Origin of the sequence: Nostoc sp. (genome assembly GCF_036917375.1) — a bacterium.
Taxonomy (GTDB): Bacteria; Cyanobacteriota; Cyanobacteriia; order Cyanobacteriales; family Nostocaceae; genus Nostoc.
In genome coordinates, this window is sequence record NZ_JBALDN010000094.1 from 91,671 (window position 1) to 110,763 (window position 19,093).

The following is a 19,093-nucleotide window of genomic DNA, read 5'->3' on the forward strand; positions in this document are numbered from 1 at the left end:
GTCGCGTCTCTAGTAGGGAGTGGGTTAAATTTTGTAAGAAGTTAGGGTTACACTAGCAGCGATCGCCCAAGCTAGTAACAGAGCAAAACGTTCTTTTGGTCTAAGGGTCGAATCTATAGGTAATTGTCCGTTGTAACCACGAGCTACCATTGCCGCATAGACTCGCTCTGCTCGATCTAAACTGCGGAGATATAAAGCTCCAATCATGGCAGCACTGGCATAGCGCAACCATCCCGTAGTTCCATTCAGACCGCGTAGTTGGGCGCTGCGCCGCATCCGCGTTACTTCTGAGAGCAAAATTTCCATATATTGCCCAGCTAATAACAAGTTTTCCTTTAAAGGTGCTGGTACTGGTAATGTTTTCAAGGCAATGCCGAAACTGTGGGGCGGTAAGGTTAACAAAAAACTATTCATCGTCACTAGACAAACCAGCGAACGAACTAGCAAAAAACTGGCTCGTTCCCATCCCAAAGGCAATGCTAGCAATGACAAAAAAATCAATTCTGTGCCGAGTAATCCTCCCAATTGGCGAATTGGTACGCGCAAGAAGCAAGCCCATAAAAGTGCGATCGCGCCATATACACTTAGTCCATACCAGGCATGATGCTTTAATAAAGCTGCTCCCACCACGATCGCTAGAGACAGTTGTAAGCGTAGCGGTAAGGAAAGTTTAAGCATTATTCGGTTTCACTACTTTGGCAATTCCAAAGGCAACAGCAAAGCAAACCGCAGCTCCCACCAGCCCAGCGATACTAGTGCCAATTGGCCCCAAACCCTCAATTCCATAGTTAGCTAAGGGAGTCGGCATAATTATCCGTACTTGACTTGCTAAGTTGATGAAGCCCTTATTTTGGGCAACTTTCTCCAAACCATCAGGCCATGCTGAGGCAAAGAGTGACAGCACCCCTGCAATCAAAAAAATGGTGACAATAGGCACTGACCAGCCGCGAAACTCTTGCTGTTCGCCTGGTAACAAATCTGGTCGAGCGGTAGCCAGATAAGTCAGCACACCCCCGGTAATCAGCCCTTCGCCAATGCCAATCAAAATATGCACGCCAGTCATGGCTGGTAAAACTATCGCTACCGGTGCAGTTGCAGAGAGGGCTAATTCAATGGCACAAGCGATCGCAGCTACCACTACACTTACACCAGCTGCGATCCCAGCAGCCAAGGGTAAGCGCCCTTTAGACCCCCCAAACAGCCGTTGCAAGGTTTCGGTTAAAACCCAGCCAACCCAAACTCCAACTACTGCCATGTTAAAAATATTTGCTCCCAAGGCTGTAATGCCACCATCAGCAAATAGCACGGCTTGAATAATTAAAACTGTGGCGAGACACAACGTTCCAGCCCAAGGACTACCCAAAACGATCGCAGCTAAGGTTCCCCCTAACAAGTGACCACTAGTACCTCCTGCTACTGGAAAATTGATCATCTGGGCAGCAAAAATAAAGGCGGTGGTTAGTCCCAATATCGGGGCACGACGAATACCAAAAGCCTCTTGCGATCGCCCGAAGGCAACAAACAGCGCTGCCGCACTCGCTAAACCAGTAGCCCCGGCCACCGGAATAGAAACAAATCCATCAGGAATATGCATGATCTAACCTGTATTTTTAGAGGTTCATTTAACTCAAAACAAGCAATAAAACTACGCCATCTAATTTAATAACAAACAAAACTTTTGTCTTTTTTGCAATGCTCTACCGGGGGATTTTCTAGTGCTACTTTTGACATATTTACAATCCACTGTTTACTAAATAGTATACTTATTTAGTAACATATTAGTTTTTGTTAAGCTGGATTTTTTATATTGCTAAACCTTGACAAATATTCCAAAACGAGACTGTACATATCTAGTCTCATTTGGTTCATTAAATTACTCCTAAAAACAGGTAATAAAGAAACATTCACTGCTTGTTACCCTTATGGAGTAGTTAGTTTTTTCAAAAATTAAATAGGAATTTTTAACTGCTCTTACAGTTAATAAATAGCTATAACTATTTATCAAAAGAATGTTTTGATTTTTATTTGTTTTGTAGTGTTTAATTAATTCAATACTTGTTGCATCAATAAATAATTTTTTACGCGTGTAACAAGCTTATGTAATCAGCATTTGCACTTTATTCTTAACCTTGCTATAAAAACAACAATCTATAAGCACATTAATAAAATTTCCGATACTCTATATTAAATTAATATTCTCTGTAGTATCATTAAAAAATTATAAAGAGATGCTGAATAAACTGTATATTTGCTGACTTACTTTACTTAAAAATACAGGATGTTTTGCTTAAAATACGTAATTTTTCGTATATTATCATAAAACAAGGGGTAAGATGTAAAATTTAGATGAAATTTAGGAAAATACGGAAATAGAAGTGCGGAAATTACTAAACTTTCAGGGCAACTAACTGTAACAAAAGGATTCCTCAACTTTTGAGTAACTAGGTTCAGTCACTAAAGTCACCAGATGTTTGATTCTATTTTCCACAGACTTTACACACCCTCGTTTTGCAATTTGCAATATGAAAACAAACTCATCGACCTCGCTGTTAACAGTATCAACTGGCCCGCTAAAGATTTCAGAGTTGCCCCCCAACCCCGTGGGTACAGACGATGATTCTATTCATCTTTCTCTAGTAATTCCTACTTATAAAGAGCGTGACAACATCAAGAATGTAGTCAGCATATTGAGTCAATTACTAGATGAATCGATTGCAGGAAAGTATGAACTAATAGTGGTAGATGATGATAGCCCAGACCGAACCTGGGAGATAGCGCAATCTTTGACGACAGAATACCCCCAGTTGCGGGTGATGCGACGCCAACAGGAACGAGGGCTATCCTCAGCAGTGATTCGTGGATGGCAAGCAGCTACGGGCAGTGTGTTGGGGGTGATTGATGGAGATTTGCAGCATCCACCAGAGGTACTAATACAACTGTTGCGTAATATTGAGCAGGGAGCAGATTTGGCAGTAGCTAGCCGTCATGTAGAAGGAGGCGGTGTTAGTAGCTGGAGTGTTGTTAGGCGTTTCTTGTCTCGTGGCGCCCAGTTGTTAGGCTTGGTAATCTTACCGGGGGTATTGGGCAGAGTTTCTGACCCGATGAGTGGTTATTTTATGGTGCGCCGGAGTGCGATCGCAGGTGTAACACTCAATCCAGTTGGATATAAAATTCTCCTAGAAGTAATTGGCCGGGGAAAAGTAGACCAAGTTGCCGAAGTTGGGTATGTATTTTGCGAACGCAAAGAGGGCGAGAGTAAGGTGACATGGAAGCAATATATAGATTACATCCACCACTTAGTGCGATTGCGGCTTTCCACAGGGAAAGTAGGACGATTGCAAAGAAAAGTCAATTTCCCCATCGGTCGATTTGTCCGTTTTGGGTTTGTTGGCTTTAGTGGTGTATTTGTGGATTTAACGGTGTTTCACTTGCTGCGTACTGTAATTCATTTAGGTTTAACCCGCAGTACGATTCTTTCGGCCGGAGTAGCAATCGTCAATAATTTCCTATGGAATGATATATGGACTTTTAGTGATATTTCTCAGAGGCAACGTGCTTCGCATCAACGTTTCAAGCGATTCTTGAAGTTCAGTGCGGTCTGTTTGGCAGGAGTTATATTACAAGCTCTAATAATTAACTTTCTCTATAATATCTTGGAAATAAATCAGTATTTAGCTAAGTTGATAGCGATCGCAGTTGCTACCATCTGGAATTTCTGGGTTAATTTGAAACTTAGCTGGCGCGTCACAGACGTGAAATAATCACAACGAGGGATTTGAGCTTTAGATTTTTGTTTTTAGATTTTAGAACGAACTTAAATCTCAAACGTCAAATCTACAAATCCATGACTGTGAGGCCCAGCAATGAGAGTTCTTTTCCAAGGTGCATTTTATTTTTACAAAAAAATTATCTCGTTGCTACCTGCATCTGCTATACATTTCCTGCCTCTGGCAGATAAAAACTCTGGCTCACAACGCAAGCATTGGCATAATTGGCATCGCCTTCCTCCTTCCTGGGTTAATCCCTTGCTGATTTTAATATGGTTGATTGTCGGCATCAGCTTGCGCCTAATCAACTTGACTGCAAAGCCTCCTTGGACTGATGAGTTTGCCACCTTGGTGTTTAGCTTGGGGAATACTTTTATATCAGTTCCCCTCGATCGAGCGATCGCACCTGATATCCTATTACAACCACTGCAACTAAACCCAGCGGCTAGTATTGGTGATGTCATTCATAACTTAGCGACACAAGATAATCATCCACCACTGTATTTTGTCCTGGCTTACCTGTGGATGAAATTATTTAAGAGCGATGGAGGATTAATATCGCTGTTTGGGGCGCGATTGCTACCAGCTATATTTGGCGCAGCCTCAATTCCGTGTGTTTACGTATTAGGTAGAGTAGCATTTCGTTCGCGCTTAGTAGGAAACTTGACTGCTGCCATGATGGCAGTATCACCTTATGGCGTATTTTTAGCACAAGAAGCGCGTCATTACACTTTGGCAATCTTATGGGTAATTGGTTCCCTCACCTGCTTAGTAATTGCCACACGTCATATTCAAAACCGCACACCTCTACCTATATGGGTAGCACTTTTCTGGATCGGAATTAATGCTTTAGGTATTGCTACTCATTATTTTTTCACCCTTACCCTCTGCACAGAAGTCGTAGTTTTGATTTTTCTGGCTTGGCTTCAATTGCAAACTAGCAGTTCGCCAAGTGAACTTGGCAGGGTAAAGGGTAAGGGGGAAGGTGGGGTCCCCTCTGGGGATAAGGGGCAGGGGGGAAAAGTTTTAAATCCCTTACCCTTTAACCTTTCCCCTTTCCCCAGCCCTCACCCAGCATTTTTGGGTTGGCAGACTACTAGCAGCAAATTTTCTCTGCTCTTTTCTCCTTCTTGGCGGCGCATCTATGCCGTTGCGATAGGTACTTGTGTAGCAGGTTTAATTTGGATACCAACCTTATTAGAGAATGAAAATCGTGGTGCTTTGACCGAGTGGATTCGAGGTTCGCGCGTTGGACTAGATTGGTTAAGCCCAATTTTTCAAGCTTTAGGAACATTGATTGCAATGATTTCCCTATTACCAGTTGAATCTTCTCAAGCTTTGGTTGTGATTCCTTCTGGAATAGTGATGCTAACTTTCTTTATTTGGGCAGTACCAATTTTGCTGCGTGGGATTAAAATTCAACTACAGCACCCAGAAAACCGGATGATGATTCAGGTACTTGCTGGAGTAGTTATCAGTGCGATCGCAATATTCTTTATCTTTACGTACTTTTTGGGTATTGACCTCACCAGAGGTGCTAGATATAACTTTGTTTACTTTCCCGCGATCGTGGTTTTATTAGGTGCAAGTCTCGCAGTTTGTTGGCATCCTCCCCAAATGGAAACAGAGGCAGGGAAAAATGGGATAACAAGCATCGGGAAATGGGGAATAAACGGGAAAAAAGCCGTAATGGTAATTTGGTTAATGGGATTTTTCAGTGCAGTTACAGTAATTTGCAATCTCGGCTATCAAAAATATTATCGCCCTGACCTGTTTGTGCAACTAATTCAACAAACATCCCCAACACCAGTACTGATTGCCACTACCCACAAAACTTATGTACACACTGGGGAAATGATGGGAGTTGCGAGGGAAATTAAACTTGCAAATTCACTCCAAAATCCTCTGTTTCTCCTTGCTCATCAAGATCGAGATCCAAATGCTTCCACCATTGCTTTGGAAAATACTTTAAAAAAATTACCACGACCTTTTGACTTATGGCTGGTAAACTTTCATGCACCCGTAGCAGAAACCGTCAAAACATGCACTATATCTGATACTCAATCTTTGCCAACCGTAGACGGCTACGAATATGAACTTTACCATTGCCAATAAGCTGAGAACTGGGGGAAATAGGGCAGGGGAAGCAGGGGAAGTAGGGGAGTAGGGGAGCAGGGGAGAAGTTATAGTAAGTTTTTCTCCTCTGCCCCTCTGCCTCTTTCCCATACCCCATACCCAATCTAGTACAGCGCAGCAAAAATCAAGCTATCATTTTAAAACTTGCAAAAGCCTTGTACAAAACTTTTGACTTTTGACTTTTAAATTTTGACTTCCGGCTTGCGGTAATGCATCTTGTGGAAGTTCCTCAAATATGAATATCCATAGGAGACTAGAGAAAGAAAAACAAAATATATCTGACACGCTTTCAAATAGCGAAAGCTGTAACTAGTTAAGGAGGATTTATGCGTGCAGTACTGATGGCAGGCGGTTCGGGAACGCGGCTTCGCCCGTTAACTTGCGATCTGCCGAAACCGATGGTGCCAATTCTAAATCGACCAATTGCCGAACATATTATCAATCTCCTCAAACGACATCAAATTACAGAAGTTATTGCAACATTGCATTATTTACCTGATGTCTTGCGAGACTATTTTCAAGATGGCAGCGATTTTGGCGTCCAAATGACTTATGCTGTCGAAGAAGATCAGCCTTTGGGTACGGCAGGCTGTGTAAAAAACATTGCCGAACTTCTTGATGAAACCTTTTTAGTCATTAGCGGGGATAGCATAACAGATTTTGACCTGACGGCAGCGATCGCATTTCACAAACAAAATAAGTCAAAAGCTACTTTGATTTTAACCAGGGTTCCCAACCCGATTGAATTTGGAGTGGTGATTACCGATGAGGAAGCACGGATTCGGCGATTTTTAGAAAAACCCTCTAGTAGTGAAATTTTTTCTGATACCGTCAACACTGGTACTTACATTCTCGAACCAGAAGTTTTGGAATATCTGCCAGCAAACGTTGAATGTGACTTTTCTAAAGATTTATTCCCTTTACTGCTTGCAAAAGATGAGCCAATGTATGGTTACATTGCTCAAGGTTACTGGTGTGATGTCGGTCATTTAGATGCCTATCGTGAGGCTCAGTATGACGCGTTAGATCGGAAAGTGCAGTTGGATTTTGCCTATAAAGAAGTTTCTCATGAATTATGGGTAGGCCAAAATACTTACATCGATCGCACGGCTGTGATTGAAACCCCGGCTGTGATTGGTGACAATTGCCGTATTGGGGCAAGAGTACAGATTGAGGCAGGAACCGTAATTGGGGATAATGTCACTATTGGCGCTGATGCTAATCTCAAACGTCCCATCGTGTGGAATGGGGCATTTATTGGCGAAGAAGCACATCTTTCTGCCTGTGTAATTTCCCGTGGCACTCGTGTAGACCGCCGCGCCCATGTATTAGAAGCTGCTGTTGTGGGTTCGCTTTCTACGGTGGGAGAAGAAGCCCAAATTAGCCCTGGTGTACGCGTTTGGCCCAGTAAAAAGATTGAGTCAGGAGCAGTTTTAAACATTAACTTAATTTGGGGAAACACAGCCCAACGCAATTTATTTGGGCAACGTGGTGTCCAAGGATTAGCTAATATCGACATCACCCCAGAATTCGCTGTGAAATTGGGAGCTGCTTACGGTTCTACTTTGAAACCTGGTTCTAAAGTAACGGTTTCCCGCGACCAGCGTAATGTTTCTCGGATGGTGACGCGATCGCTGATTGCAGGTTTAATGTCAGTAGGTGTTGACATTCAAAACCTCGATGCCACAGCTATCCCCATCGCCCGTACAGTTATACCCACAATGTCGGTAGCTGGTGGTATCCACGTTCGGGTACACCCCGATCGCCCTGACTACATTTTGATTGAATTCATGGATGCCAAGGGCATTAATATCACCAAAGCCCTAGAAAAGAAAATTGAAGGGGCTTACTTTAAGGAGGATATGCGACGAGCACTAATTCATGAAATTGGCGATGTGTCTTACCCTAGCCAAGTCATGGATCGCTACTGTACTGCTTTTGAGAAACTATTGCATGTGCATACACTCCGTAACAGCCGCGCAAAAGTGGTGATTGACTATGTTTATGCCGTATCAGGGGCAGTTTTACCCCAAATGTTGGATAAATTTGGCGCAGATGCAGTCGTATTGAATGCCAGTGTCAATAAAACGGCGATGTCAATCACCGATCGCGAAGGATTGCTGACTCAGTTAGGCCATGTAGTAGAGGCATTGAAAGCTAACTTTGGGGTGCAAGTTTCGGCTAATGGAGAACAGCTAATTTTAGTTGATGAATCAGGCTACCCAATTCGCGGGGAAATGTTAACAGCACTGATGGTAGACATGATATTAACTGCTAACCCCAGAGGAACAGTAGTAGTGCCAGTTCATGCTTCTAGTGCTATTGAACAAGTCGCCCGTCGCCACGATGGCAGGGTGATTCGCACTAAAGCCAACCCTACAGCTTTAATGGAAGCTTGCCAGAAAAACCCGAATGTGGTGCTTGGAGGTAGTGGAGAGACTGGTTTTATTTTCCCGCAACTGCATCCGGGATTTGATTCCATGTTCTGCATTGCGAAGATAATTGAGATGTTGACTATACAAGAGCGATCGCTTGCTGCTGCGCGGTCAGAATTGCCCCGTGTAATTCACAAAAGTTATACAGTCCGTTGCCCGTGGACAGCTAAGGGTGCTTTGATGCGTTACTTAGTGGAAACTCACCCAGCTCAAAATCTAGAATTAATTGATGGAGTAAAAATTTGTCAACCCTACGATGACAGTTGGCTATTAGTTTTACCAGATGCCAGCGAACCACTGGTGCATTTGTATGCAAATAGCAACGATCGCGAATGGGTAGATGAGACTGTGAGAAACTACCGCACCCGTGTTCAGACTTTTGTGGAAAGACAACAAGAATATCAACCCGCCGAAGTGTAACTCATAATTCGTAATTCGTAATTGAATTCTTTAATTACGAACTACGAATTATGTTGAGGGGATTCTAAATTCTCATTGAGAACATTCTGGTAAATTTTTCTCAGCAAAATTGCAATCAAAATAAATTAAAGCTTCTCTACTAGAAGGGAATGCTCTAGTTGTGGAGTATGGGTTACTTTCTGGACTTGCTTCATATAGCCAAACTTTTAAATAGTAATAACTATTATCATCTGTAGACCATAATTCATAACGGTAATTACCTCCTGAACCCTGACTATTTAAATAGTCAGCTAGTGCTGTATTTGATGTAGACACAAAGCTAAATACAGTCAAAACTGGAATTACAGCTAGTTTTAGTATTTGGATTAATTTCATAAATGCACAAAAAACTTACTCCCTTAGCTTCCTTTACCGAAGTAATTTTTGAAACCAGTAATTATCAGGGATGTTTTGTGAGGATATCGTAAGACGCAATTTAATACGGTTCAGTTAAGCCTAAAAACTAAAACTGGCGTAGGTTGGGTTGAGGAACGAAACCCAACATTATCAAGGCTTTGTTGGGTAACGCTTAAGCTCAACCCAACCTACTATTCTTCTTAACCCAAGCGTATTGAGACATTGAGACGCGATTTATCACGTCTTTACAAGCGTTATCGATATTTATTAGCGATTTAAATTATTTTCTTGCAGAGTGCGTTATTCACTCTTAAGATAAAAATACGGTAACTTGACTGACTTAGCGTAGTTTAGGCGGACAAAGGACGATATCGCATAACTCCAGTCTTGTATCGCTTTTAGTCTAAGCTCTTTTGTTCAGGCGTCACTACTTGTATTCGAGTAAGTGCGAGGTTTTTGACCCAATACAGTTCAGTTAAGCTTTTTTCTCTCCCCCTGCCTCCCCTGCCTCCCCTGCTCCCCCTGCCTGCCTTAACAGATAAATTTGCTTAACTGAACCGTATTGGTTTTTGACCAATTAAGGTATGAAAATTCTTGCTGCCTCGTCTAGTTTGCGGTTTGTTTCCTGAAATACTTAACAAAAGTTAACATAGTTAAATAAAAAAGACTCTCAATAAGTCTGGTAGTATATCTTCAGATTTATTGAGAGTAATATTCATTAAGCAAATCGTGTATTTCAGCTATTTGCAAACTTTCTGAAAAGATAACGCTTTTGACTTGCGTGGCTGTTCAAACACTGGAGTCGATGCCTTGATGGGCAGATTAACCAACCTCTCAGGGCGACTTTTCAGCAGAACACACAACTATTTATCAGGTGTCAATATGTCAAAAAAAATTGGTTTGTTTTACGGTACTCAAACAGGCAACACTGAATCTGATGCTGAAAAAATTCGGGATGAGTTTGGTGATGATATTGTGACATTACATCCCATTTACGAGGCGGATAGTAGCACTTTTGATGAGTATGACTTGCTAATTATTGGCTCTCCTACTTGGGATATTGGTCAACTTCAGAGCGATTGGGAAGGCTTTTTCTCCGATCTGGATCAAATAGATTTTAGTGGTAAGCTGGTTGCCTATTTTGGTGACGGAGACCAATATGGCTATAGCGATAACTTCCAGGATGCAATAGGAATTCTAGAAGAAAAAATTTCCCAACGAGGCGGTAAAACTGTTGGTTACTGGCCAACTGATGGATATGAATTTGAGAATTCTAGAGCTTTGAGAAATGGCAAATTTGTCGGATTGGCGCTTGATGAAGGTAGTCAATCTGATTTAACAGACGAGCGAATTAAAACTTGGGTTGCTCAGTTAAAGACAGAATTTGGTTTGTAGAAGAGATTTGGGGCGCACAGCTAGCTGTGCGCCTTTATTGAAATTGAGAATTTAGAAGTTATAGGTATTTATGTCTGATTCATTTGATATTTTATGGTTAAGTGCCAGTCCTGTTTTGCAGCGTTTTGATAAACCATTACTTGAATATTTATCTGGGTATATAAATGTCGCCCAGTGGGAATATCAGCAAACTAAAGATGAAGCCAGTTCCATAGATCAAGCTGTGGATTTGCTATATGAGTTTTTAGAATGGCGCGATCGCCCCGTGCATTTAGCAGGTCATGCTATGGGTGGTACGATCGCTTTAACCTTTGCGCGGCGATTTCCGCAAAAAGTGCGATCGCTAACCTTGCTAGCTGTAGCAGCTCAACCTGCAAATAATTGGCAAGCTCACTATTACTTTCAACGACAACTTTTTAGCATCAGCCGTGAGCTAGTTTTAGCAAGTAGCGTTCGCAGTCTTTTTGGAAATCAACCAGCTCATACCACTAAAAAGTTAGTAGCTGCCTTAGATAAAGATTTAGAACAATCTCCCTCGTCACACTCTTTATTTAAGTTGGTTTATTTACCCAAGGGTGGAGTTTCTATGCCAATGATGGTATGTGGTAGCAAGAGCGATCCGGTAGTCAACCCAACTGTATTACATGATTGGTTGAATTGGTTGAAGCCAGAAGATAAACTCTGGGAATGCCCACAAGGGTATCATTTTTTTCATTACTTCTATCCTCAACAAGTTGGCGAACAAATTTTGAGTTTTTGGCAACACCACCATCCGCATTTACTGGAAACATCTGCACTATCTTTTAGCAGTTCTACAAATTAGTAACTTTGAGAGTAGGATGTCTAAGGACAAGCCTTACGGCTACGTACTTGTGAAATTTGGGTGTACTGGGTGCGATCGCTACTTTACAGTTGAAAGCACTTTTTTACCAAATTGATTAATAAACTATTTTTACTAAAAATTAAGAATTTTAAACTTTTTTCTAAATTTAACGCAGAATATAGGCGTTAAAGCAGCAACTGTCAATTTTAAGTTGGAACAAAAATTATGCAAAATCTCACTAGAATTACTCGCAATCCTGAAGTGATGGGCGGCAAACCCTGTATTCGCGGAATGCGTGTCACGGTTGGTACTGTCGTTGGCTTAATGGCATCTGGACATAGCAATAGCGACATCCTTAAGGCATATCCCTACCTCGAAGAAGCCGACATCTATGAAGCACTTGCCTACGCTGCATGGAGAGCTGAAGAGATTGAAGTGCCTCTTAGAAGTGCATGAAAATTTTGATTGATATGAATGAACCTTTCTCCTGATTGGGTTGCGGTTTTTGAGAAGTACAATATTTCCTCTGTCCACTGGTCTACAGTTGGCGATCCGCGTGAGAAAGATTCAATAATTATGGAGTGGGCAAGAACTAATGGATATATCGTCTTTACTCATGATTTAGACTTCGGGTCCCTATTAGCTGCTACAGGTGCCGATACTCCCAGTGTCATTCAGGTTCGTACCCAGGATGTTTTGCCGAACAGTATTGAAAATCTAGTTATTTCAGCCCTGAATCAATTTGAGTCTTCACTAGAGACAGGCGCATTAGTCACTGTTGACCAAGCTCAATCTAGGGTGCGTATTCTACCAATTAGGCGCGGATAGTTTTAGGGAAATATCGCTAACTCGGTTTCTGGGTCAAAAAAGTGAATTTTCTCTGGAGTTAGCGATAACCATAGTTGCTCACCAGCTTTTACAAATCGGTCTGGTGGGATTCGTACTTGTAAGTAATTGGCTGTAGTAGCAGGTTTAGATCCTGGTTCGGCAATCTTAACAGCGAGAAAGGAATCGTTACCGAGATTTTCTACCAAATCTACTTGCACGGGTAGATTTTTGGTTGCAGGCATACTCAAATTCAAGTGTTCTGGGCGAATGCCTAAAATTAGAGTTTTCCCATCGTATTTTTGTAAAGCTTTTCCCCAAACTTCGGGCAGGGTGAAACGCAACTGGGAATGAGTAATCAACTGCGGGGCATGAAATTCCACAGGAATAAAATTCATTGGTGGCGAACCAATGAATTCTGCTACAAAAAGATTGGCAGGACGGTTGTAAAGCTCTAGGGGAGAAGCAACTTGCTGAATTTTACCCTCAGACATAATCGCAATGCGATCGCCCATTGTCATTGCTTCTGTTTGATCGTGGGTAACGTAAATTGTCGTCGTCCCCAGTTGGCGCTGCAATTTGACAATTTGGGCGCGGGTTTCCGCCCGCAATTTGGCATCTAAATTAGAAAGTGGTTCATCCATTAAAAATACTTGGGGGTCACGCGCGATCGCTCTCCCCAATGCAACCCGTTGTCTTTGTCCCCCAGATAGCTGTTTAGGTAAGCGATTCAGCAATGTTTCCATTTGTAACAGTTGGGCAACACTACGCACCTGCTCATTCACCGCCCGTTCTTTGTCAGAAATATAGCGCAGTCCTTTAGGTAATTTTCTAGTCGCCCCCACAAAAATATTTTCCGCCCACGTCTGAAGATATTGAGATGAGGTAGTTATTTCTTCCTCTGCTTTCCCAAAACGGCGGCGTAAACCAAAAGCAATGTTGTCATACACCGTCATGTGGGGATAAAGGGCGTAATTTTGAAACACCATTGCGATGTCGCGTTCTTTGGGTGGTAAGTCATTGATCAAGCGATCGCCTACCCAGATATTACCGCCAGTCATTGTTTCCAAGCCAGCGATTAATCGCAGTAGGGTGCTTTTACCACAACCAGAAGGGCCCACCAGCACCATAAACTCGCCATCTGCGATCGTTAGGTTAATCCGCCGCAAGACATTGACACTTTCCGCCCGCTCTTGGGCTACATCGATTTTTTCCCCAGGCGTGAGAGAAGATTGGGTTTGTGAGCTAACATTTTCCCCTTTACGCGAGGAAAAACTTTTATAAACGTTTTCTAAAATAACTTGGGACACAACTAATTATTGTCATTGGGATTTGGCATTGGACATGGAGGAGACGCTAAAAGCGATTGGGTCTCCCCAAGTAGAGCAAGTGGCGTCATTGGGCATTGGATTTGGACTAATGACTAATGACCAATGACAGTTTAGCGCCCATCATAATATACCTTCTATGTAAATACGAAAAGTTAAAAAAACAGCTTGCACTATCAAAAGCAAATTACCCTAACAGGACTTACGTAACTGGCACACTGCGATCGCCCTTTAGTAGTACACAAGTATTACTTAATCCTCGTACTGAAAGTTTTGTATTCGGAATAGAAACAGCATTAGTGAAACACTATTGAAACATTTATGAGAAAATAAGTATCTTAGTGTATTAAATAAAATTTATTCTACAAGTTCGTTGCCAAATTATTTATACAAGTCATAACAAGCACCAGTAATACCAACAATGACAAAGGGCGATGAGGCTTGTTTGATCTGCATCCTAGCCTTTTTGTAGCCCCGTAAGCTCGCACAGAGACGTAAAGGACAGAGAAAGAAACTCTCTGGATTCTCCGCGTCTCTGGGATTCTTTTTATCTTGGGCGTCCCAATGTAGTGATATATAAAACAGCTTCATCAGCAGGAATACCCAAAACTTCATTTACTCGATCGTCAAAGAATCCACCGATACCACTGACGCCTACATTCAGGTGCATTGCTGCTAAATTCAGGCGTTGTCCCAAATGACCGGCATCCATGTGCAAGTAACGGTAAACGCGATCGCCATATTGTGCGATCGCAGCTTTCAAATCGGCTGTGTGAAATAATACCGCTGCCGCATCCCGTCCTAATTCTTGTCCTAAACAGAGAAAATGTAACTCTCGCCGAAAGTTTTTAAACCGAATTTGGCGTAATTCTTGAGCTTTGGGTGCGTAATAGTAACAACCCGCCTCCAGTCCTTTGACTCCGCAAACAGCAATGAATGTTTCGATTAAATTTAAATCGAAGTAATCGGGAGAAATATCTAAACTTTGCTCGATGTAATTTTGCGGTTGGTAAGTGAAATCGAGTAAACTTTTCAATTCATCGAAGCTTAAATCATCACCATTGTAAGCGCGGGTAGAGCGTCGCTTATACATAGTGCTTTCCAGTTCTGATAGTTTTTGTCCCCAATTTATAGGTGCAGTGATAGTGGGAATTTTTAAACAGAAAGGAAAATTGTATTTATCCTCCAAAGATTTTTCTTGCTTAATAGTTGGTAGATTAAGATTACCAGTTACACCTGGTTGGATCTGAGTGTGTCGATGGAAATATGTTAGAAGTTCGCCATCAGGGATTTGAGGATAACTGGTTTCAGTAGCGGAAGGTAAAGCTGTACATCCCAATGGTAAATTTTGATTAATATCTAACAAGTCTGCCAAAGGTAAGACAGCGATCGCACCTTCTTGTTGCGGATCGACATAAAGCAGATCGTTGACCGATTCATCCACAAAGCCGCCGATTAAATGGGGGCGATAATCAGTAATCGCACCAGCTAACTCGATATTGCCCAACAGATGTCCCGTATCCAGAAAAATCCGTCGGTAAGCCCGATCTTCATAGCGCCACGCAGAACGGTAGAAAACCGCAGTCACAATAATTGCTAATTGGGTATTTTCTAAAGAAGGATGCCAAAAACAAGCTGCTTGGAGAGTTTGCCAAACATCACTTTCCCAATAATGCATGAGAGAATGAGTTCGACACTGGTAGTTATATAGACCAGGCGGCAATAACGACGTACCACGGGAAACCACATACACCTCAGCAGGGTATAGTCCGCCTGCACTGGGAGCAGCGCGTAAATACACTGCACTACCCATAGAAGGCATTTTCGCCGTCAATCCATAACTGCGAAACAATAGTCGTGAAAGTCTTTGCCACCATTGAGCATCTGGATTATTAGCATAAGCCTCTGCTTTTTCTTGGATATAGGGTTTGAGATCAAAAGTAGAGCCAATTTTGTACTCTTTGAAGGGCACTGGCTGTTTAGTCCAGTCTAACCGCTGACTTTTGGAAGCGAGAGTTTCAGGGTTGTATTTAGTCCGTTCGTGATAATGCTGGGCAATCGATTGGTGTAATTCTGGCATAGTACTTTTAATATCCTTGGGGCATCCTTTTCTTGATCTTGGCATTCATTAGCCTCATTATTTCGTGTCAATTGGTACAATCCTCAGAGTCATAAAGTGGTAAATGGTAACAATTGAATTGGGCATACGAGGCAGAGGGGCACACTTCGGCTGCGCTCAGTGACCAGGGGCAGAGGGGAAAAACTGACTACAATTTCTTTTCTCCCCTGCTCAAGACTTGTCGGCTTTTGGGGGAAAGGGACTCATGTTCAAGGGGAAAAAACCTTATATATCGAGCCTTCCAATCCTTTTCCCTTACCCTTTTCCCTTTAACCGAGCAGTATTGCTCCCCTGCTCCCCATCTTCTTCCGCAGTACTATATAAACGCAAAACTATCTACGCCTGGATGTGCAATGATGCCTGTACGTCAAACTTTATCAAAGCCTGATATCCAACTTTCTTATTTAGAATGGAATCAAGGTCAAGAACCTTTACTGCTGCTACATGGCTTAGGCGATCATGCTCTAGTGTGGTCTAGTTTAGGAGATTACTTGGCGGCGGATTACCACATAGTTGCGCCAGATATGCGCGGACACGGCCAAAGTAGTAAACCAGAGATAGATTATAGCTTTGAAAGTGCGATCGCAGACCTTGAAGCACTCATGGATAGTCTTGGATGGACTTTTGCCCATATTGTAAGTCACTCTTGGACAGGCAAATTAGCCGCCATCTGGGCAAGACAAAACCCAAAGCGTTTACGGAGTATAATTCTCGTCGATCCGATTTTTATCTGGAAAATGCCCAGTCTTTTCAGGGTAACTTTCCCGATGTTATATCGCTTCTTGCCTTTTCTTAAAAGTATGGGACCCTTTGCCAATCAGCAAGAAGCCGAACAACAAGCACGGCAATTAAAGCAATATCAAGGATGGACTTCTTTACAAGAGCAAGTCTTCCAAGCAGGAATAGAACAAAAACCCGATGGTAGTTGGGGCAGCAAATTTACCATAGCCGCCCGCGACGGAATTTTTGAGGCAGTAATGCAAGTCCCAGGTTTTACAATTCCCCTTGACACCCCTGCCCTATTCGTCCAGCCAAAACAAGGGCTGAACCGCCAAAATTGGCAAATTCAACCTTACAAAACCTATCTTCAAAACTTACGTATCTGCCAAGTTCCCGGCAATCATTGGCCGTTTTTGACACAACCAGAGGCATTTAACCAAACTGTGGCAGCTTTCTTGGCAGAACACAGATCAAAAATCTCATGATTATTAGACGGGATTAGTCATACAGCAACAGAAGAATTAATAGGAGCGATGTCTAGGGGAATTGGGCATCCCTTCTCTGCGAGACGCTACGCGTAGCTTGCTTCCCCGCAGGGGTACGCTCAGGGCAAGTGGGCATAAGAGGCAGAGGTGCAAAGGAGCGGAAAAACTTACTGCAATTTCTCCCCTGCTCAATACTTGTCGGCTTTTGGGGGAAAGGGACTCATGTTAAAGGGGAAAAAACCTTATATATCGAGCCTTCCAATCCTTTTCCCCTTACCCTTTTCCCTTTAACCGAGCAGTATCGTTCCCCTGCTCCTCCACTTCCCACTCCCCACTCCCCTGTCATGAGCCTTTGTATCAACCCTGTTTGCCCTAAACCAAATCACCCAAATAATCATCAAAACCGCTTTTGTCAAAGTTGTGGTTCCCATCTAGAATTGCTAGGGCGTTATCGGGTGACGTGCCTGTTGAGTGACAAAACAGGTTTTAGTAAAGTTTATGAGGCATACGAGCAAGATACCCCCAAAATTCTCAAAATACTCAAAGAGGATTTATCAGGCGACGCCAAAGCAGTAGAACTATTTCAGCAAGAAGTAACGGTGTTGGGACAATTCAAGCATCCCGGAATTCCCAAAGAAGATAGTTACTTCCAGTATCAAACCCGAAATGGTTTAGTATTGCATTGCATTGCAATGGAAAAAATCGATGGCTACAACTTAGAACAGTGGTTACAACAGCAAAATAGCCCCATATCCCAAGAACAAGCCATAGACTGGTTAAGGCAGTTGATAGAAATTTTAGATGTAGTACATAGCAAACAGTACCTACATCGAGATATTAAGCCATCTAACATCATGATTAGATCCCCCCTTGAGGAGGGTTGGGGGAATCTAGTACTGATTGATTTTGGCACCGCCAATGAAATTAATAAAACCTATCAAGACCAAATAAGCAATGGCGACAAGATGACAGCACTTATGTCATCTGGCTACAGCGCCCCAGAACAAATGAATGGTCAAGCAGTACCGCAGTCAGATTTATTTGCTTTGGGACGCACTTTTGTATTTTTGCTGACAGGACACCATCCTTTGGAGATGTATGATGTCCAGCAAAATTTATTGCACTGGCAAAATCATGCTATCCATATTTCACCCTTACTATTGAATTTAATTGATTGGCTAACAGCATCAGATATAGAACAACGTCCTGCCAGTACTCAAGAAATTTTGCATTCCCTAGAAGAAATAGAAACTCAATTAACAGACACGACTCCGACAAATAGTAATATCTTAGAAGCTTCTAACCTTGAAGATTTACCTGTAGATATTAATAACAACTCATTACCTCCAAACAAGCAGCCGGAAAAAGTGCCGCTATTAGCATTTTTTGCAGTTCTATTAGTAATATTAGGATTACTTAGTATAGTGGTTTTAGCCACACGGAAATCAGATGTTTATGAAACATCTTATTACAGACAATATCCAGAAAAAAAAGGTAATATAGATTATTTTCCCTATCAAGAAGGTAGAGATAGTCAGGGAAGGATAGCTGAATTTAATATAGCGGTTTTATCACTAAAGTATAAATGGCTTTTAGGTAGCAACTTTCAAATTAAATCCAATGATGAAATTATTAGTGTTGACCTTTTAAAGTTGAATTTAGAACAAGAAGGTATAGAGAATATAATGGAAGCTCCCAATGAGATTATCTCTGTCGGTACAGCTTCTTGTAAAGGTGATACATCAGTTCAAGAACGTGTGGCTTTAGAACGTTCTAAACAAATACAACTTTTGGTTAAAAAATTATTTATTAATACACCAAGTGTCAAAAGTTATCGCTTATTGAATTTGGGTCAATTTCAACGGAGTGATTGTCAGGCAAATCAGGATTTAACTACATATCAGACAAGTGTGATAATTATTGGGGTTAAAAGAGAATCATCAGGTGTTATTCTTGACGAGGCGCTACGGAATAGGTTAGAAAAGAAGCCTTTTGCTGATTTTAAATTAGAAGATTACTCTTTGGGATCTGCACAGAAGTTTAAGACTATACCGAGTAATTTATAAAATCTCTAGCAAAATAAAAAATCAGTCTATAGGCATATCTCTTATGGCTAGAGCAGCAGATATCAGCACTCATCGATTAATCAGCCTTATAAATAAACAACTGTTGCCTGTTTGGGATGAACCCGCTACCTACCTACTTATTTATCTTTATTGACAAATTACTAGTAGCGTCTTCCAG

General features: G+C 42.0%; 14 protein-coding genes and 1 pseudogene. 9 read left to right on the top strand and 6 right to left on the bottom strand.

Annotated elements, in window-relative coordinates; all coding sequences use genetic code 11:
• Positions 1 to 24 precede the first annotated feature (24 nt).
• Positions 25 to 678, bottom strand: a complete 654-nt coding sequence (locus V7K45_RS24935; protein WP_322699492.1) for an energy-coupling factor transporter transmembrane component T family protein — start codon at positions 676 to 678, stop codon at positions 25 to 27.
• Positions 671 to 1,594 (bottom strand): energy-coupling factor ABC transporter permease, encoded by a 924-nt coding sequence (locus V7K45_RS24940; protein WP_335007633.1) that lies wholly within the window; start codon positions 1,592 to 1,594, stop codon positions 671 to 673. Before V7K45_RS24940 ends, V7K45_RS24935 begins: the two co-directional genes overlap by 8 nt.
• 928 nt (positions 1,595 to 2,522) lie before the next feature.
• Between V7K45_RS24940 and V7K45_RS24945 the strand changes: the two genes are divergently transcribed.
• From V7K45_RS24945 to V7K45_RS24955, 3 genes are all read left to right on the top strand, one after another.
• On the top strand, positions 2,523 to 3,761 hold the full coding sequence (locus V7K45_RS24945; RefSeq protein ID WP_335007634.1) for a glycosyltransferase family 2 protein: 1,239 nt from the start codon (positions 2,523 to 2,525) through the stop codon (positions 3,759 to 3,761).
• A gap of 102 nt (positions 3,762 to 3,863) precedes the next feature.
• Positions 3,864 to 5,882: a glycosyltransferase family 39 protein gene (locus tag V7K45_RS24950; RefSeq protein WP_335007635.1), complete on the top strand. Its 2,019-nt coding sequence runs from the start codon at positions 3,864 to 3,866 to the stop codon at positions 5,880 to 5,882.
• Between the two features lie 347 nt (positions 5,883 to 6,229).
• Positions 6,230 to 8,758, top strand: coding sequence for a mannose-1-phosphate guanyltransferase (locus V7K45_RS24955; protein ID WP_335007636.1), 2,529 nt, complete (start codon positions 6,230 to 6,232; stop codon positions 8,756 to 8,758).
• Positions 8,759 to 8,830: 72 nt separating this feature from the next.
• Here V7K45_RS24955 and V7K45_RS24960 read toward each other — a convergent pair whose 3' ends face one another.
• On the bottom strand, positions 8,831 to 9,133 hold the full coding sequence (locus V7K45_RS24960; RefSeq protein ID WP_335007637.1) for a hypothetical protein: 303 nt from the start codon (positions 9,131 to 9,133) through the stop codon (positions 8,831 to 8,833).
• 903 nt (positions 9,134 to 10,036) lie between these two features.
• Between V7K45_RS24960 and fldA the strand changes: the two genes are divergently transcribed.
• The 4 genes from fldA (at position 10,037) to V7K45_RS24980 (ending at position 12,200) form a co-directional block, all read left to right on the top strand.
• Positions 10,037 to 10,549 carry a flavodoxin FldA gene (gene fldA, locus V7K45_RS24965; protein ID WP_335007638.1) on the top strand — a complete coding sequence of 171 codons (513 nt, stop codon included), beginning with the start codon at positions 10,037 to 10,039 and terminating at the stop codon, positions 10,547 to 10,549.
• A gap of 70 nt (positions 10,550 to 10,619) precedes the next feature.
• Positions 10,620 to 11,372 carry an alpha/beta fold hydrolase gene (locus V7K45_RS24970; RefSeq protein WP_335007639.1) on the top strand — a complete coding sequence of 251 codons (753 nt, stop codon included), beginning with the start codon at positions 10,620 to 10,622 and terminating at the stop codon, positions 11,370 to 11,372.
• Between the two features lie 225 nt (positions 11,373 to 11,597).
• Positions 11,598 to 11,828, top strand: a complete 231-nt coding sequence (locus V7K45_RS24975) for a DUF433 domain-containing protein (RefSeq protein ID WP_292741094.1) — start codon at positions 11,598 to 11,600, stop codon at positions 11,826 to 11,828.
• A gap of 18 nt (positions 11,829 to 11,846) precedes the next feature.
• Positions 11,847 to 12,200 (top strand): DUF5615 family PIN-like protein, encoded by a 354-nt coding sequence (locus V7K45_RS24980; RefSeq protein ID WP_335007640.1) that lies wholly within the window; start codon positions 11,847 to 11,849, stop codon positions 12,198 to 12,200.
• A 2-nt stretch (positions 12,201 to 12,202) separates the two neighbouring features.
• On the opposite strand, the gene V7K45_RS33080 is transcribed toward V7K45_RS24980, so the two are convergent.
• The 3 genes and pseudogenes from V7K45_RS33080 to V7K45_RS24990 all read right to left on the bottom strand — a co-directional run bounded on the left by V7K45_RS33080 (position 12,203) and on the right by V7K45_RS24990 (position 15,605).
• Positions 12,203 to 12,841: an ABC transporter ATP-binding protein gene (locus V7K45_RS33080; protein ID WP_442942048.1), complete on the bottom strand. Its 639-nt coding sequence runs from the start codon at positions 12,839 to 12,841 to the stop codon at positions 12,203 to 12,205.
• Positions 12,842 to 12,886: 45 nt separating this feature from the next.
• Positions 12,887 to 13,336: pseudogene (locus V7K45_RS33085) on the bottom strand (ABC transporter ATP-binding protein); the annotation flags it as partial.
• 736 nt (positions 13,337 to 14,072) lie between these two features.
• Positions 14,073 to 15,605 carry a SagB/ThcOx family dehydrogenase gene (locus V7K45_RS24990; protein WP_335007747.1) on the bottom strand — a complete coding sequence of 511 codons (1,533 nt, stop codon included), beginning with the start codon at positions 15,603 to 15,605 and terminating at the stop codon, positions 14,073 to 14,075.
• 395 nt (positions 15,606 to 16,000) lie between these two features.
• On the opposite strand from V7K45_RS24990, the gene V7K45_RS24995 reads away from it, so the two are divergent.
• Both V7K45_RS24995 and V7K45_RS25000 read left to right on the top strand, forming a co-directional pair.
• Positions 16,001 to 16,849 (top strand): alpha/beta fold hydrolase, encoded by an 849-nt coding sequence (locus V7K45_RS24995; protein WP_335007748.1) that lies wholly within the window; start codon positions 16,001 to 16,003, stop codon positions 16,847 to 16,849.
• Between the two features lie 344 nt (positions 16,850 to 17,193).
• Positions 17,194 to 18,915 carry a serine/threonine-protein kinase gene (locus V7K45_RS25000; protein WP_335007642.1) on the top strand — a complete coding sequence of 574 codons (1,722 nt, stop codon included), beginning with the start codon at positions 17,194 to 17,196 and terminating at the stop codon, positions 18,913 to 18,915.
• The last annotated feature ends 178 nt before the right edge of the window (positions 18,916 to 19,093 follow it).